Source organism: Cupriavidus sp. 01L46 (assembly GCF_056399905.1).
In genome coordinates this window covers 1-15,436 of sequence record NZ_JBFTSF010000144.1, presented here as the reverse complement: position 1 = coordinate 15,436, position 15,436 = coordinate 1, and the positions used below count along the sequence as shown (strand labels likewise).

Annotated in this window: 16 protein-coding genes and 1 pseudogene; 16 read left to right on the top strand and 1 reads right to left on the bottom strand. The window is 68.2% G+C overall.

The window, feature by feature from the left end:
- The 15 genes and pseudogenes from AC1DS3_RS23190 to AC1DS3_RS23120 all read left to right on the top strand — a co-directional run.
- A partial coding sequence (locus tag AC1DS3_RS23190; RefSeq protein ID WP_477128031.1) for an ApeI family dehydratase occupies nt 1-451 on the top strand: 451 nt, incomplete at its 5' end.
- Nucleotides 444-1,184: pseudogene (locus tag AC1DS3_RS23185) on the top strand (glycosyltransferase family 2 protein); the annotation flags it as partial. The gene AC1DS3_RS23190 and the pseudogene AC1DS3_RS23185, both read left to right, overlap by 8 nt.
- Before the next feature lie 59 nt (nt 1,185-1,243).
- Nucleotides 1,244-2,218, top strand: coding sequence for an LpxL/LpxP family acyltransferase (locus AC1DS3_RS23180; protein ID WP_477128030.1), 975 nt, complete (start codon nt 1,244-1,246; stop codon nt 2,216-2,218).
- 31 nt (nt 2,219-2,249) lie between these two features.
- Entirely contained in the window at nt 2,250-2,699 is a 450-nt protein-coding gene (locus AC1DS3_RS23175) for an acyl-CoA thioesterase (protein WP_477128029.1), read from the top strand.
- Complete coding sequence (locus AC1DS3_RS23170; protein ID WP_441637615.1) at nt 2,696-3,322, top strand: outer membrane lipoprotein carrier protein LolA; 627 nt, start codon at nt 2,696-2,698, stop codon at nt 3,320-3,322. The genes AC1DS3_RS23175 and AC1DS3_RS23170 overlap by 4 nt, the downstream gene beginning before the upstream one ends.
- A complete protein-coding gene (locus tag AC1DS3_RS23165; RefSeq protein ID WP_477128028.1) occupies nt 3,315-5,696 on the top strand; it encodes an MMPL family transporter in 2,382 nt (793 codons plus the stop codon). Before AC1DS3_RS23170 ends, AC1DS3_RS23165 begins: the two co-directional genes overlap by 8 nt.
- Before the next feature lie 77 nt (nt 5,697-5,773).
- A complete protein-coding gene (locus AC1DS3_RS23160; protein ID WP_477128027.1) occupies nt 5,774-7,003 on the top strand; it encodes an NAD(P)/FAD-dependent oxidoreductase in 1,230 nt (409 codons plus the stop codon).
- Nucleotides 6,991-7,650 carry a DUF3261 domain-containing protein gene (locus AC1DS3_RS23155; protein WP_441637623.1) on the top strand — a complete coding sequence of 220 codons (660 nt, stop codon included), beginning with the start codon at nt 6,991-6,993 and terminating at the stop codon, nt 7,648-7,650. Before AC1DS3_RS23160 ends, AC1DS3_RS23155 begins: the two co-directional genes overlap by 13 nt.
- Complete coding sequence (locus tag AC1DS3_RS23150) at nt 7,647-8,828, top strand: beta-ketoacyl-ACP synthase (protein ID WP_441637625.1); 1,182 nt, start codon at nt 7,647-7,649, stop codon at nt 8,826-8,828. The genes AC1DS3_RS23155 and AC1DS3_RS23150 overlap by 4 nt, the downstream gene beginning before the upstream one ends.
- A 2-nt stretch (nt 8,829-8,830) precedes the next feature.
- Nucleotides 8,831-9,301 (top strand): hotdog family protein, encoded by a 471-nt coding sequence (locus AC1DS3_RS23145; RefSeq protein ID WP_441637627.1) that lies wholly within the window; start codon nt 8,831-8,833, stop codon nt 9,299-9,301.
- Complete coding sequence (fabG, locus tag AC1DS3_RS23140) at nt 9,298-10,029, top strand: 3-oxoacyl-ACP reductase FabG (protein WP_441637629.1); 732 nt, start codon at nt 9,298-9,300, stop codon at nt 10,027-10,029. Before AC1DS3_RS23145 ends, fabG begins: the two co-directional genes overlap by 4 nt.
- Nucleotides 10,026-11,252 carry a beta-ketoacyl-ACP synthase gene (locus AC1DS3_RS23135; RefSeq protein WP_477128026.1) on the top strand — a complete coding sequence of 409 codons (1,227 nt, stop codon included), beginning with the start codon at nt 10,026-10,028 and terminating at the stop codon, nt 11,250-11,252. Before fabG ends, AC1DS3_RS23135 begins: the two co-directional genes overlap by 4 nt.
- A gap of 82 nt (nt 11,253-11,334) precedes the next feature.
- Nucleotides 11,335-11,787 (top strand): excinuclease ATPase subunit, encoded by a 453-nt coding sequence (locus AC1DS3_RS23130; RefSeq protein ID WP_253929842.1) that lies wholly within the window; start codon nt 11,335-11,337, stop codon nt 11,785-11,787.
- 21 nt (nt 11,788-11,808) lie between these two features.
- The gene (locus AC1DS3_RS23125; RefSeq protein WP_477109291.1) at nt 11,809-12,507 is read left to right on the top strand and encodes a 4'-phosphopantetheinyl transferase family protein; all 699 of its coding nucleotides are present in this window, start codon (nt 11,809-11,811) and stop codon (nt 12,505-12,507) included.
- 200 nt (nt 12,508-12,707) lie between these two features.
- Entirely contained in the window at nt 12,708-13,817 is a 1,110-nt protein-coding gene (locus AC1DS3_RS23120; protein WP_441637635.1) for a Rieske 2Fe-2S domain-containing protein, read from the top strand.
- 28 nt (nt 13,818-13,845) lie between these two features.
- On the opposite strand, the gene AC1DS3_RS23115 is transcribed toward AC1DS3_RS23120, so the two are convergent.
- Nucleotides 13,846-14,601 (bottom strand): IclR family transcriptional regulator, encoded by a 756-nt coding sequence (locus AC1DS3_RS23115; protein ID WP_043358260.1) that lies wholly within the window; start codon nt 14,599-14,601, stop codon nt 13,846-13,848.
- Between the two features lie 532 nt (nt 14,602-15,133).
- Here AC1DS3_RS23115 and AC1DS3_RS23110 point away from each other — a divergent pair.
- A partial coding sequence (locus tag AC1DS3_RS23110; RefSeq protein ID WP_477128025.1) for a cupin domain-containing protein occupies nt 15,134-15,436 on the top strand: 303 nt, incomplete at its 3' end.

The window sequence follows — 15,436 nt, the reverse complement described above, 5'->3', positions numbered from 1 at the left end:
GGCGTTGCCGCGGCGCTGGAGCTTTGCCGAGGCGTTGCCCTGCAACGCGCAGGGCAAGACCACGCAAGCCATGCTGCGCGACGTGTTCCGCCGCGTGCTGCCGGCCGTGCGCTGGCAGGCCGCGGAGGATGCGCTGTCCGCCGCCGCCGAGCTGGAGGTCAGCGAGGACCTGGCCGTGTTCGACGGCCATTTCCCGGGCAGCCCCATCGTGCCAGGCGTGGCACAGGTCGACTGGGTGATGGCGCTGGCACCCGAGCGCCTGCCGGTGCCGCCGCGCGCGCGTTTTCGCCGGCTCGAGATACTCAAGTTCCAGGCCGTGATCACGCCCGGCACCCTGGTGCACATGACGCTGGCCTGGCAGCCCGAGCGCAGCGCGCTGGCCTTTCGCCTGAGTTCGGCGCGCGGCCCGCACGCCAGCGGGCGCATCATTTTTGGAGAGGCGGATGTTTAAGCCCGTGGCGCTCGTCCCGGTCTACGACCACGAACGTGCCATCGGTGCGATGGTGCAAGCCATTCTCGCGCACCCTGTGCCKTGCCTGCTGGTGGACGACGGCAGCARCCCGGCCTGCGAGCGTGTGCTGCGCGAGCTTGCCGCAAACCATGCCGACCGGGTCCACCTGATCCGCCTGCCGCAGAACCAGGGCAAGGGCGGGGCCATCATGGCGGGCTTCGAGGAGGCCGCGCGCATGGGATTTACGCATGCGCTGCAGATCGATGCCGACGGGCAGCATGATGCCGGCTGCATCCCCCAGTTCCTGGCCCTGGCACAGGCCAGCCCGGACGCCATGATCTGCGGCTGCCCGGTCTACGACGAGTCGGTGCCGCGCGTGCGGCTGCTGGCGCGCTACCTGACCCACGTCTGGGTCTGGATCAACACGCTGTCGTTCGCCGTGCGCGATTCGATGTGCGGCCTGCGCGTCTATCCCCTCGCGCACGTGCTCCCGCTGGTGCGCCAGGTCAAGCTGGGCCGGCGCATGCAGTTCGATACCGAGGTGCTGGTGCACCTGGTCTGGCGCGGCGTGCGCGTCGTCAACGTACCCACGCGTGTGACGTATCCCACCGACGGCGTTTCCCATTTCCAGGTCTGGCGCGACAACGTGCTGATATCTTCCATGCATACGCGGCTCTTCTTCGGCATGCTCAAGCGCTTGCCGGTACTGCTGTGGCGCAAGGTGCGGCCGGCATKAGCACGCCCCAAGCCAGCCAAGGCCCCCAAGCTGCCCAAGCGACGCAACCCGGGCGCATGGCCCGTCACTGGAGCCAGATCCGCGAATCCACTTGCGTATGGGGCGTGTGGAGCCTGTACTGGCTGTATCGCCTGTGCGGCCGTGTGCTGTTCCGCGCGGTGCTGTACCCGGTGGTGACCTACTACTGGCTTGCCAAGCCGCTGGCGCGCCATGCGTCGCTCGACTATCTGCGCCGCATCCAGGCCGCTACGGGCGCGGTCGGCCCGGCGGGCATGATGCCGGGGCTGCGCCATAGCCTGCGCCACCTGTTCTCGTTTGCCGACACGTTGCTCGACAAGCTGCTGGCCATCGGCGGCGGCTACCGCTATGGCGCGGTGCGGCGTGAGGGCGCCGAGGTGATGCTGGCGCAGATCGCCAGCGGGCAGGGCGGCATCATCGTGACCGCCCACATGGGCTGCCTGGAGCTGTGCCGGGTGCTGGCCAACCAGCGCGCTGGCCTGCGCCTGACGGTGCTGGTGCATACCGCGCACGCGGCGCAGTTCAACCGCATCCTGTCGCGGCTGGACCCGCGCTCCGGGCTGCAGCTGTTCCAGGTCGACGATATTTCGCCGGCCACCGCCTTGCTGTTGGCCGAGAAGGTCCGCGCGGGCGAGTTCGTGGCGATTGCGGGCGACCGGGTCCCGGTGCATGGGGGCCGCGCCGTGACGGTGCCGTTCCTGGGCGCGCCCGCGCGCTTTCCCGTGGGGCCTTATGTGCTGGCGGCGTTGTTGGAATGCCCGTTGTTCGCCATGGGCTGCGTGCGTTCGGGCAAAGGCCATCTGCTGCGCTTTACCGAGCTGGCCCGCGAAGTGCGCTTGCCGCGCGCGCGGCGCGACGCGATCCTGACCGAGCACGCGGCCGGCTATGCGCAATGGCTGTCGCAACTGCTGGTGGAGTCGCCCTACGACTGGTTCAACTTCTACGATTTCTGGGGCCAGGGCGGCGCCGTGCCGGACGCCGCGCGCGCCAGCGCCGCACCCATTGAAAGCTGACCTGAATCCGGACATCGCGATACCCAACCTTATGCCCCAAGCCTCCCAGGACTTCAGCTTTGAGATCACGCTCAGCGCGGCCTTCCACGACCTCGACCCGATGAACGTGGTCTGGCACGGCAACTACGTGCGCTATTTCGAGCAGGCACGCTGCGCGCTGCTGGCGCGCTACCACTACGACTACCCAGCCATGCGGGACTCGGGCTATGCGTGGCCCGTGGTGGACATGCGCGTCAAGTATGTCGGGCCGCTTACCTATGGCCAGTCGTTCATCGTGCGCGCTACCATCGTCGAGTGGGAGAACCGGCTCAAGATCGAGTACGTGGTCCGCGATGCCGCCAGCGGCCGGCGCCTGACCAAGGGCTACACCATCCAGGTGGCGGTGGACCTGGCCAATGGCGAGATGCAGTACGTCTGCCCGCCGGTCMTGCTGGCGTGCCTTGGCGTGCAAGACGGGGCGCAGCCGGAGTGCCAGGAATGACGCGCCGCCGCTTGTTGCAGGCGCTTTGCTGCGCCGTGCTGGCTGGCCCGGGCCTCGCCGCCGCGGCCGCGCCGGATTTGCTGGCCTCGGTGGCTGCGCGCTTGTCCGATGCCCCGGTAATCCACGGACGCTTCGAGCAGGTCCGCCGCCTGTCCGGCTTTGCCAATCCGCTGGTCTCACGTGGCGACTTCGTGCTCGCGCGCGAGCGTGGCGTGGTGTGGAGCACGCGTGAGCCGTTTGCGTCCAGCCTTCTGGTCACGCCGGACCGGCTGGTCATGCGCGGTGCCGATGGCCGCGTGCAGCAACAGTTGCAGGCAGACGCCCAGCCCGCCATGCGGGTCGTGGGCGAATCGGTGATTGCCGTGCTGCGCGGCGACCTGCGCGCGTTGTCCACACGCTTCGAGGTGGCCGGCCAACTGGTTGGCAAGAGCGGCTGGACGCTGACGCTGACGCCGACCGATGCCGGCATGCGGCGCGTATTCACCCGCATCGAGCTGGCCGGGGACCGCTTTGTGCGCAACGTGCGCCTGGAAGAAGGCAGCGGCGACAGCACCACCGTCAAGATGATCGACCCGAGCGCGGCCGCCAAACTCGGTGCGGATGAGGAGAAGCGCTTTGAGTAAGGCGGCAAAGGTGGCTAGGGCCGCCCCGGTCACTGGCAAGCCCGYGCACGGGCTCAGCACCCTGGAGCGGGTGCTGGCCGTGGCGTGGCTGCTGCTGGTGATCGCGCTGACGGTGCACCAGTTGCAGTTCTGGCGCGCCTCGCGGCTMGACACCGATGTGATGGCCTTGTTGCCCACCAGCCAGCGCACCGCCACCGCCGACCGCGTGCTGCGCCGGCTGGCCGATGGCGTCTCGCGCGAGATCGTGGTGCTGGTCGGCGCGCCCGACTGGGCCCGCGCCCGCGCCGCCGCCGATCGCTTCAGCACGGCCGCGAAGCCGCAGGCGAGCTTGCTGCAGCCAGTGGACCGCATCGCCAGTTTCGACCTCGACGCGGCGCTGGCCTTCTACCGGCCTTACCGCGATCGCCTGCTTACCGATAGCCAGCGCGCCATGCTGCGCCAGGCTGATCCCGATGTATTGTCCCAGCAGGCGCTCACCCGGCTCTACCAGCTTTCCACCGGCCCGCGCCTGACCGACTGGGCCGCTGACCCGATCGGGCTCTGGCAGGACTGGTGGCTGTCGCGCGCGGCCATCACGCGCGTGCATGAGCGTGATGGCCGCGCGGCGCTCAGCGCCGAGGGCAAGGAGTGGGTGCTGCTGACGTATCGCATCACCAAGCCCGCGTTCTCGGTGAGCGGCAATACAGACTACGGCGATGTGCTCCAGATGGGCGAGCGCGCCGCCGCGCAGGGCGACGACGGCGTGCACGTAGTGGCCGCCGGCATTCCCTTGCACGCGGAAGCCGCCGCATCCCAGGCCAACCTGGAGATGAACGTGATTGGCTGGGGTTCGCTGGCGGCGGTCTTGCTGCTGGTCTGGCTGGCCTTCCGTTCGCTGCGCCCGATCATCTTGGTGGGGCTGTCGCTGCTGATCGGCACGGCTGCCGCGGTATCGGCCACCGCGCTGGTGTTTGACCGCGTCCACCTGATCACGCTGGTGTTCGGAGCCAGCCTGGTGGGCGTGGCCGAGGACTTCGGCATTCACTATTTCGTGTCGCGGCAGGCCAGCCCTGGCCTGTCGCCGCCGCAKGTGATGCGCAGGCTGCTGCCGGGCATGGCGCTGGCGCTGTCGACCAGCGTGGTGGCCTACCTGGCGCTGGGCATCGCGCCGTTCCCGGGGCTGCGGCAAATGGCGCTGTTCTCGGCCGTGGGGCTGGTGGCGGCTTTCCTGACCGTGGTGTTCTGGTTCCCGCTGCTTGACCGCGGCCAGCTGCGCCAGACGCGCCTGTCGAGTTGGCTGACCGCCAGCCTGGCCCGCTGGCCGCGCGTGGGCATGGATCGCGCTTCGATGCTGCTGCTGGGTGCCCTGGCCCTGTTCATCGTGCCGGGGCTGTGGCAGGTCAAGGTGGCGGATGACGTGCGCCAGCTGCAAAGCTCGCCGCCGGCGCTGATCGAGGCGCAGCGCACCGCCGGGCGCTTGCTGGGCACACCTAGCCCCGCCCAGTTCCTGCTGGTGCGCGGCGACTCGCCGGATCAGGTGCTGGCGCGCGAGGAAGCGGTCAAGGCGGCGCTGGCAGGCGTGGTGGCGCGCGGCGAGCTGGAGGGTTTCCTGGCCATCTCCGATTGGGTGCCATCGGCGTCCCGCCAGCATGCCGATGCCAAGCTGACGGACGGCCTGGAGGCTGCCGTGCGCGAGCGCGTGGCGCGCGCGGTGGGCGGCCCCGTGGGCGCGCCCAATGCCGCCGCGCCGGACCGCGTGCTGACGTTGCCGGCGTGGCTGGCGAACCCGGTTTCCGAGACGTTGCGTCACCTCTGGCTGGATCGCGAGGGCCAGGGCTACGCCAGCGTCATGCTGCTGCGCGGGCTGGACAAGCCCACCACCATTGCGCTGATCGAGGCGGCGGCGGCCAAGGTGCCGGGCGTCGAGTGGGTGGACCGCGTGGCCGACCTGTCCTCGCTGCTCAAGCATTACCGCGTGCTGATGACCTGGCTGCTGGGCGCCGGCGCGCTGGGCGTGGCGCTGTTGCTGGCATGGCGCTATGGCAGGGCCTCGTGGCGGGCGCTGGTGCCGACCTTGCTGGCGGGGGTATTCAGCGTGGCGCTGCTGGGCTGGCTGCATGTGCCGCTGCAATTGTTCTCCGTGCTTGCGCTGGCGTTGCTGCTTGGCGTGGGCGTGGACTACGGCATCTTCCTGCTGGAGCATCCCGGCGATGGCGAGTCATGGACGGCGATCGTGCTTGGCGCGGCCAGCACGCTGCTGGCCTTCGGCCTGCTGGCGCTGTCGTCCACGCCGGCGCTGCATGCCTTTGGCATGACCATGCTGTCCGGCGTGGGGGCGGTATGGGTGCTGTCGCCATGGTTCCGGCCGCACGCGGCGCATGGGCAAGCGCACTAGTTTCATGTGAAGTAGCAGCAAGACAAATAGCAAGACAAATAAAACCAACAAGATCAACGAGTCAAACAGGGTTGCTAATGAATACCGAACAGGTGGATGTCCTTATCATCGGCGCGGGCCCGGCGGGCTCCGTGGCGGCGGGCCTTTTGCGCAAGCGCGGCATTGATGTGCTGGTGATCGAGAAAGAGACCTTTCMGCGCTTCTCGATCGGGGAAAGCCTGCTGCCGCAGAGCATGGCCTACATCGAAGAGGCGGGCATGCTGCAGGCGGTGGTCGAAGCCGGCTTCCAGTACAAGAACGGCGCTGCCTTCGTGCGTGGCGACCGCTATACGGATTTCGATTTCCGCGACAAGTTCTCCGCCGGCTGGGGCACCACCTACCAGGTCCAGCGCGCGCGCTTCGACGACGTGCTGATCCGCGAGGCGCAGAAGCAGGGTGCCGAGGTCCGTTTCCAGCATCAGGTGAGCGCCGTCGACCTGGAAGGCGAGCAGCCTTGCGTCACCGTGCGCGACCCCGATGGCAAGGTGTACCAGGTGCAGGCGCGCTTCCTGCTGGATGCCTCGGGTTTCGGCCGCGTGCTGCCGCGCCTGCTGGACCTGGAGTCGCCGTCGCACTTCCCCGTGCGCAGCGCCATCTTCACCCACGTGGAAGACCGCATCCCGCTGGGCACCTTCGATCGCAACAAGATCCGCGTCAGCGTGCATCCGGAGCATGTCGATGTCTGGTACTGGACCATTCCGTTCTCGGACGGCCGCTGCTCGCAGGGCGTGGTGGCGGAAAAGCGTTTCCTCGACCAGTACACAGGGACCGAGACCGAGCGGCTGCGGGCGCTGGTGGGCGAGGAGCCCGGCCTTGCCAAGCTGCTGGCCAACGCCAGCTGGGATACCCCGGCCCGGCAGATCGCCGGTTACTCGGCCAACGTGAAATCGCTGTGGGGCAAAGGCTATGCGTTGCTGGGCAATGCGGGCGAATTTCTCGACCCGGTGTTCTCGTCTGGCGTGACCATTGCCTTCAAGTCCGCCAGCCTGGCCACGGCCTGCCTGGCGCGCCAGTTGAATGGCGAGGCGGTGGACTGGCAGGCCGATTACGGCCGCCCGCTCAAGGACGGCGTGGACTGCTTCCGCACCTTTGTGGAAGCGTGGTACGAAGGCCGCTTCCAGAAGCTGATTTTCCATCCCAATGCCACGCCGGAAATCCGCCGCATGATTTCGGCCATCCTGGCGGGCTATGCCTGGGACCGCACCAACCCGTTCGTCACCGAGTCGCGGCGCCGCCTTGGCGTGCTGGAGCAACTTTGCGAAGCCTGATTGCCGGGCATCCGGCCATGGGCGCCGCGCCGGCGCGGATGCTGCTGGGTGTTGCCGCGTGTGCGTTGCTGCTGGCGGGCTGCGCCGGCCCGGGCGCGCGGCCGGCGGCAGGTTCCGCTTCGCTGCCTGCCGCGCCCACCGTGCCGGCCGGGCAGCAGGCCGTGCCGTTGCTGCGCCTGCCGCCGGCATCGCTGGGCCGCGAGCTGGCGCTGCAGCAGCAGATCACCGTGGTGTACCGCACCCCGCGCGGCGAGGAGCGCCGCGAGATCCAGGCCTTGCTGGAAGCCGACGCCACCCACACGCGGCTGGCCGCGCTGGCCGGCGGGCAGGTGCTGGCACGGCTGGACTGGGATGGGCGGGAACTGCGGGTGGTGCGCTCGCCCTGGGCGCCGGCCGAGCTGATGCCGGAGCGTATCCTGAGTGAAATGCAGTTGTCGTTGTGGCCGGTCGAGGCGATTGCCGCGGCCTTGCCGGCGGGCTGGCGCCTGGAGGCCGAGGCCGGCCGGCGCGTGCTGCGCGCGGCTGGCGAGGTGGTGGCGGAGGTGCGCTATCCGGACCCGCAGACGATCGAGTTCGAGCAATACCGCGATGGCTATCGGCTGACCATCCGCACCCTGCCGCCGGCAGGGCAAGGAGGCACGAAATGAATGTCTTTATTAATGCACTGGGCATGACCTGCGCGCTAGGCGACGGCGCGGATGCCGTGCGCGCGGCACTCTGGCGCGGCGACGCCCCGCATGGCGGCGAGGTGACTGAGCTGTACAGTCCGGGCCGCCCGCTGCAGCTCGGCACGGTCAACGCCGCGCTCAGCCTGCCGGACGACACGCCACAGGTGCACCGTACCCGCAACAATGCGCTGCTGTATCACGCCGCGCTCCAGTTCATGCCGCAGGCGCAGGCCGCCATCGCCCGGGTTGGCCCGGCACGGGTGGCCGTGGTGCTGGGCACCAGCACCTCCGGCATTGCCGAGGGCGGCGTGGCCGTGCGCGCGCGCGCTGCCACCGGTGCGTGGCCGGAGGGTTTCCACTACGGGCAGCAGGAGCTGGGCTCGCCGGCGCAGTTCCTGGCCGGCGTGCTGGGCGTGACCGGCGTGGCCTACACGCTGTCCACCGCCTGCTCGTCGAGCGCCAAGGCGCTCGGGGCTGCCGCGCGCCTGCTGCGCAGCGGCATGGCGGACGTGGTGATCGCGGGCGGCGCGGATACCCTGTGCTCCTTCACCGTGGCCGGCTTCAGCGCGCTGGATTCCGTCTCGGCGTCGCGCTGCAACCCGCTGTCGGCCAACCGTTGCGGCATCAACCTGGGCGAAGGCGCCGGCTTGTTCCTGCTGTCCGCCGAGCCGGGGCCGGTGCGCCTTGCCGGTTGCGGCGAGACCTCCGACGCGCATCACATGTCGGCGCCGGACCCCAGCGGCGCTGGTGCCCGGGCCGCCATGCTGCAGGCGCTGGAGCGCGCCGGGCTTGCGCCCGCGGACATCGATTACCTTAACCTGCACGGCACCGCCACGCCGCAGAACGACGCCATGGAAGCGCTGGCATGCGCCGCGGTGTTCGGCGCAGATCTGCCGCTCAGCTCGACCAAGCCGATGACCGGGCACGCGCTCGGCGCGGCCGGTGCGATCGAGGCCGCGCTGATGTGGCTGACGCTGGTCGACAACCCAGACGGCCGCCTGCCCCCGCACTGGTGGGATGGCGTGCCCGATCCCGCCTTGCCGGCGCTGCGCGTGGTGGCCCCCGGCGAAGCGCTGGGCCGCGCGCCGCGCTACGTGATGAGCAACTCCTTCGCCTTCGGCGGCAGCAACAGCGCCGTGATACTGGGAGCCGGCTGACCATGACCACGACGTCCATTGCCGCGTTGCCGGCAATCGCCGAGGTGCTGCCGCACGCCGGCGGGATGCGCTTGCTGGATGAGCTGTTGCGCGCCGATGAGGAACACGCGGCAGCGCGCACCACGGTGCGCGCCACCCAGCTGTTTGTCGATGAGTCCGGCATGCCGGGCTGGGTCGGCATCGAGTACATGGCGCAGACCATCGCCGCCTGGGCCGGCGCGCAGGACTGGCGTGCCGGGCGGGCGCCGGGCATCGGTTTCCTGCTCGGCTCGCGGCGCTACGAATGCGATGTGCCGGCGTTCCCGGTGGGCAGCGTGCTGACCATACAAGTGCGCGCCGAGCTGGTCGGCGACAACGGGCTCGGCATGTTTGCCTGCTCGCTGTCGCTGGGCGAGCGCGAAGTGGCGCGCGCCAACGTTTCCGTTTTCCAGCCTGCCGACGCGCAGGCTTTCTTGCAAGGACAACAACCATGACGAACCGAACCGTGCTCGTCACAGGGTCTTCGCGCGGCATCGGCCGCGCCATCGCGCTGCGCATGGCGCGCGAGGGCTACGATGTGGTGGTGCATTGCCGCTCCCGGCGCGATGAAGCCGAATCGGTGGCCGATGCGATCCGCGCCCTGGGCCGCACCGCGCGCGTGCTTTGTTTCGACGTCAGCCAGCGGGAGCAGGCCGCGGCCGCGCTGCTGGCCGATATCGAAACCCATGGCTGCTACTACGGCGTGGTCTGCAATGCGGGCATTGCGCGCGATGCGGCGTTCCCGGCCATGACCGGGGCAGAGTGGGACGAGGTGATCCACACCAACCTGGACGCCTTCTACAACGTGCTCAACCCGTTGGTGATGCCCATGGTGCAGCGGCGCAAGCCGGGCCGCATCGTCACGCTGTCTTCGGTGTCGGGGCTGGTGGGCAACCGGGGCCAGACCAACTACAGCGCGGCCAAGGCCGGCGTGATCGGCGCCACCAAGGCGCTGGCCATCGAGCTGGCCAAGCGCGCCATTACCGTCAATTGCGTGGCCCCTGGCCTGATCGATACGGAGATGGTCGACGAACACGTGCTGGAGGAAGCCTTGCGCATGATCCCGGCACGCCGCATGGGCACGCCGGACGAGGTGGCTGCCACCGTGGCGTTCCTGATGTCCGCCGATGCGGGCTATATCACCCGGCAGGTGATTTCGGTCAACGGGGGGATGTTCGGATGAAGCGAGTCGTCATTACCGGAGCCGGCGCAGTCTGCTCGCTGGGCAACGACTGGGCGAGCGTGCGCGAGCGCCTGGCCAGCGGCCGCAACGCGGTCGTGCGGATGCCGGAGTGGGCCGTCTACAAGGGGCTCAACACGCAGCTTGCGGCACCTGTGCCGCCGTTCGCGCTGCCGGCGCATTACACCCGCAAGGTCACGCGGGCCATGGGCCGCGTGGCCGTGATGTCGGTGCTGGCCAGCGAGGCCGCCTTGCGCGATGCGGGGCTGCTTGGCGATCCGCTGGTCGCAAGCGGCAAGCTCGGCATTGCCTACGGCTCGTCCACCGGCACACCGTCGGCCGTGGCCGATTTTGGCCGCATGATGATGGACCGCACCACCGAGGACGTCAGCGCGACCACCTACATCCGCATGATGCCGCATACCACGGCGGTGAACATCGGCGTGTTCTTCGGCATTACCGGGCGCATCCTCACCACCTCCAGCGCCTGCACCTCGGGCAGCCAGGGTATCGGCTACGCTTACGAAACCATCCGCAGCGGCCGGYAGGTGGCCATGCTGGCGRGCGGCGCCGAGGAGCTGGATCCCACCGAGGCCGCCGTGTTCGATACGCTGTTTGCCACCAGCACCTGCAACGATGCGCCGCATAGCACGCCGCGCCCGTTCGACGGCAAGCGCGACGGCCTGGTGCTGGGCGAGGGCGCGGGCACGCTGGTGCTGGAGGAGCTGGAGCACGCGCTGGCGCGCGGCGCGCGCATCCTGGCCGAGATTGTCGGCTTTGGCACCAACAGCGACGGCGCCCACGTGACCCAGCCCAAGGCGGACACCATGGCGCAGGCCATGCGCCTGGCGCTGGAGGATGCCGGCCTGCCGGCCTCGGCGATCGGCTACGTCAATGCCCACGGCACCGCCACCGACCAGGGCGATATCGCCGAGTCCCATGCCACTCGCGAGGTGCTGGGCGACGCGGTGCCGGTGAGTTCGTTGAAGAGCTATATGGGCCATACGCTAGGCGCCTGCGGCGCACTCGAGGCGTGGATGACGGTGGAGATGATGCGCGACGGCTGGTTTGCGCCCACCATCAACCTGGCCAACCCGGACCCGCGCTGCGCCTCCCTTGATTACATCATGGGCGAGGGCAGGCGGCTCGACATCGAGCATGCGATGAGCAACAATTTTGCCTTTGGCGGCATCAACACATCGCTGGTGTTCCGCCGCTGGCGTTGATCTGCCAGTACTACCGTGCCTTTTCCTCATCGATAAAATCAACAACGCCAACAACATCAACAACATCAAGAAAGGAAGGTCAATGAAGCACGCTCTCTCCATCCTGGCCGCAACCGCCTCGGCCGCCATGCTGTTGTCCACGCCCGCCGCGGCGCGCGATACCAAGTACATGCTGCCGTTCCAGGAAGTACTGGATATGCCGGAAGCCCAGGAAAAGCTCGACGGCTCGGTCAAGTTCTTCCTGGCCGGGCAGAAGAAGCCCAAGGTCCTGGAGACCAAGGAGAGCGATGTGTCCAACCGCAAGACCAACAGCTTCGGCAAGAGCGATGAAGAGGCCTGCCGCTGGGCCGCGCTGTCCGCGCTGATCGCGTTCCAGGACAAGGCCAAGACGCTCGGCGCCAATGCCGTGGTCGACGTGGTGAGCTACTACAAGAAGGACTCGGTCGCTAGCCCGACCGAGTACGAATGCCACGCCGGCGCCGTGGTGGCCGGTGTGGCGCTCAAGGGCACGTACGCCAAGGTGGCGGGCAAGTAAGGCCGAGCGCCACACGACGCCATGCCGGCCGCCCCGATTCACGTTCGCGTTGCGTCGGTAGCTGGCCTGGCGGGACAGGTCCCGCCCGCCAGGCAATGGCTGGGCGCGGACGAAGCGCGGCGCCTGGACGCCCTGCAGGCCGGCCAGCGCGCCGCCCAGTTCGTGGCCGGGCGCTGGATTGCGCGCCAATTGCTGGCGCAAGCTTACGGCGGCGGCTGGCAGGACTGGACGCTGAGCGCCGCGCCGGACGGCCCGCCGCGGGCCATCGGGCCTGTGTCCGCTTTTCTCTCCCTCTCCCATTCCGGCGACCACGTTGCCTGTGCCGTCGGGCTGGAACCGCTCGGGTTGGACATCGAGCGCGTGCTGCCGCGCAAGGGGCTGGACGCGCTGGTGCTTGCGGTCAGCAGCGAAGCCGAGCGCGCCGCCTTGCCGGCATTGCGCCCGGGCGGCGATCCGACGGCGCAACGCGAGGCCTTCTTCCAGCTCTGGACCTTGAAGGAAGCCTGGCTCAAGCGCGGCGGCGGGGGCCTGTTCCAGACCATGCTCGGGCAGGCGGTGGCGGTGTCGCCGGCGGCCAGCCCGGCCACCGCCAATGCTTGCAGCTGGCGCCACGGCGACGCTGTGCTGGCGATCCACGCCGTGCCTGCTATCTCGTTGTCGGATACCGTGCCTGCGGGCCTGCGCTACTGGTGCCTGGCGCCAGCGGCGGATGCGCCCTGAGCATCACGTCATCAAGGGCGCTATCCGCGCCACCACCGGTACGTTCGGCCGGTGTCGGGGTAAGCCCGGATACCCGTCATTACCCCGCGGCGGGCAACACATCTCTTGGCACGCCTTCGGTTAGACTTAGCCCTTGGATTCGTCCTCCCGCCCATGCAGCCGGCTAATCGAGATACCAGTCTTGCAAGGAGAAGTCCCCCATGCATGCAGTTCCGTTGCTAGATAGCAGTAGCAGTGCCAACGATAGCGATAGCCCTACCGAAGTTCCGCTGCGCGACCTGCGCCGCGTCACCATTCATCCCGATCACTGGTATCCCCTGGCCTGGTCGCGCGAGGTCAAGCGCGGCAAGGCGCATGGCGTGCGCTTTGCCGGAGAGCCGATCGTGCTGGTGCGCACGGCGTCCGGCGCGGTGTTCGCGCTCGAGGATCGTTGCGCGCACCGGCAGGTGCCGTTGCATGCGGGCGTGGTCGAAGGCGAATCGATCCGTTGCTGCTATCACGGCTGGACCTATGACTGCACCGGCCGCTGCATCGATGTGCCTTACCTGGGCCGCGAGCGCTTGCCCAACGGCGTGCGCTCCTACCCCTGCCGCGAGGTGGAAGGGCTGATCTTCGTGTTCCCCGGCAGCGCGGTGCTGGCCGACGAAACCCCGTTGCCCAGCCTGGGCTCGGTGGCCAACAAGGCCTACAAGACGCGGCGTTTTGGCCGCGAGGTCAAATGCCATTACTCGTTCATGCACGAGAACCTGATGGACATGAACCATCAGTTCCTGCACCGGCGGCAGATGGGGCAGATGCGCGCCAGCTCGCTGGGCCGCCGGCGCGGCGACGGATGGGTCGAGGTGGACTACACCTTCGCTCGCGAGCAAGGCAAGCAGCCGGTGGGCGAAGCGCTGGTGTTTGGCGGCGGCAACAAGGGCAGCAAGGGCGGGCAAGGCGGCAAGGACGTGATGACGGTCCGCACCCTGTATCCCTACCAGACCCTGCAGATCCGCACCTCGGATGCCACACTGGTGATGGACCTGTGGATCGTCTACGTGCCGCTCGACGCCGAGCAGCGCACCAACCGCACGTTCGGGCTGCTGTCGATCAAGAAGCCCGGCATTCCCGGCATACTGGATCTGGCCTGGCCGCTGCTGGTGTGGTTTACCGAGCGGATCTTCAAAGAGGACCGCTGGATCGTCGAGAGCGAGCAGGCGGCGCACGACGAGCAGGGCGCCGACTGGAACCAGGAGGTGTTTCCGGTCATCAACGAACTGCGCGATCTGCTGCGCGAATGCGGCATGCCGGAAGCGTCGGCCGGGAGTTGACGGCGGATAGGCGGATAGGCTGATATAGCTATTGCGAGAACCGGCTGCGCTCGTCGCGCTCGAGCGCGGAGCAGGCCGTCCTGAGGATGGCCGAGAACCGCGTCAGCGCGGGCTCGATGCGGTACGCCGGCCCGGCAATGGAAATCCCGTAGCATTCTCCCGACAGCCGCACGGGCCAGGCCAGCGCGCCAACATCGGGCAGCGACTCGCCCAGGTTGATGAAGCAGCCTTGCTCGGCGGACTTCTTCAGCTCGGCTTCCAGCTGCGCCGCGTTGGCTACCGTGCGTGGCGTGAAGCGCTCGAAGCTGAGCTGAGCGATCAGCGCGCTGCGCTCGTCCTCGGGCATGACGGACAGCAAGGCCTTGCCGATCGAGTTTGCATGGAGCTCACGCCGCTCGCCTGCGGTGGCGATATAGCGGATCGCGTGCGGGGATTCGAGCACGTCCAGGTACACCACCCACCGGCCTTCATGCAGCTTGCCGATCACCACGGTCTCGCCGGTGGCGGCACGCAGCTCGTTCATGGTGCCGTGCACCCGGTCCAGCACCGGGTCGTGCCGCGCGATCTGCTGCGCCATGGCCAGCAGGCGGCCTGTGGGGTAATAGCCTTGGCGGCGGCCGGTCTCGTACAGGTAACCCAGCGAGGTCAGGGTCCGGATCAGCGCCAGGCAGCTCGATGCCGGCACCGCCAGCAACCGGGCCAGCTCCGATAGCGACAGCGCGCGCCGCTCGCGCGCGAAGGTTTCGATGATCTCGAGCACGCGCAACGCCGTCTTCACGTTCATCGGCGGCGCTTTGTTGTCGTTGGCGGTCATGAGTGGGGCAGGCCGGGATTGGCCGGAAGAGAAGCACTCATCATAGTCGATCGTCCCATGGCCCCCGTGGCCGACCGTGCAGCCCACCATCAGGCCGTTGCCCACGGCGGCAATGCGGTAGGTGGTAAACAGCTTGATCAGCCACAGTCCAGCGTCCGGGGGGCAGGCGGGAAGCCAAGGTGCGGTTTACCTTTCCGAGGGCGGGTCAAGTCAGGAGGGATGCGTTAGGAAAAATGCGTTTGGACAGATGCCGCAAAGGCTGCAGCGTCTCTGCATCCCTGATGCGCGAGATTGCAGAATTTGCCGGGGCTGCCAGGAAATTTCTGTTTTGTGCGTAAAAAGTCACTCAGAATCCATTGCCGAGGCGGTTGAGGCGTCGCGGGCTGGCTGAAACAGTTGACTAGTTTTTTCATAGGGATAAAATAACTTTCACAAACATGAAAAAAGCCGGGCATCACAGCTGCCCTCATGGGGTCGCGGCGAAGCCGGCATGGAGACTGCAATGACCCCCTCGTCGTCCTCACCGATCTACTTTGTCCGTGCCGAAGACGTGCCCGGCTACCACCCGGCCAATCATGTCGGCACGCTGAACCGCCGCATCATCGGCCGCGACAACGTCGGCGCCACCCAGCTAGAAGTCATCCACGGCACCATCGAGCGCGGCAAAGGTGCCTTGCCTCACGCGCATCCCGGCATCGAGCAGGTCTGCTATGTGCTGGAGGGCAGGGCGCGCGCCGAGGTGAACGGGCAATCGCGCGAGCTTGGTCCCGGCGATTGCTGCTTCTTCCCGGCCGAGGCCATGCAT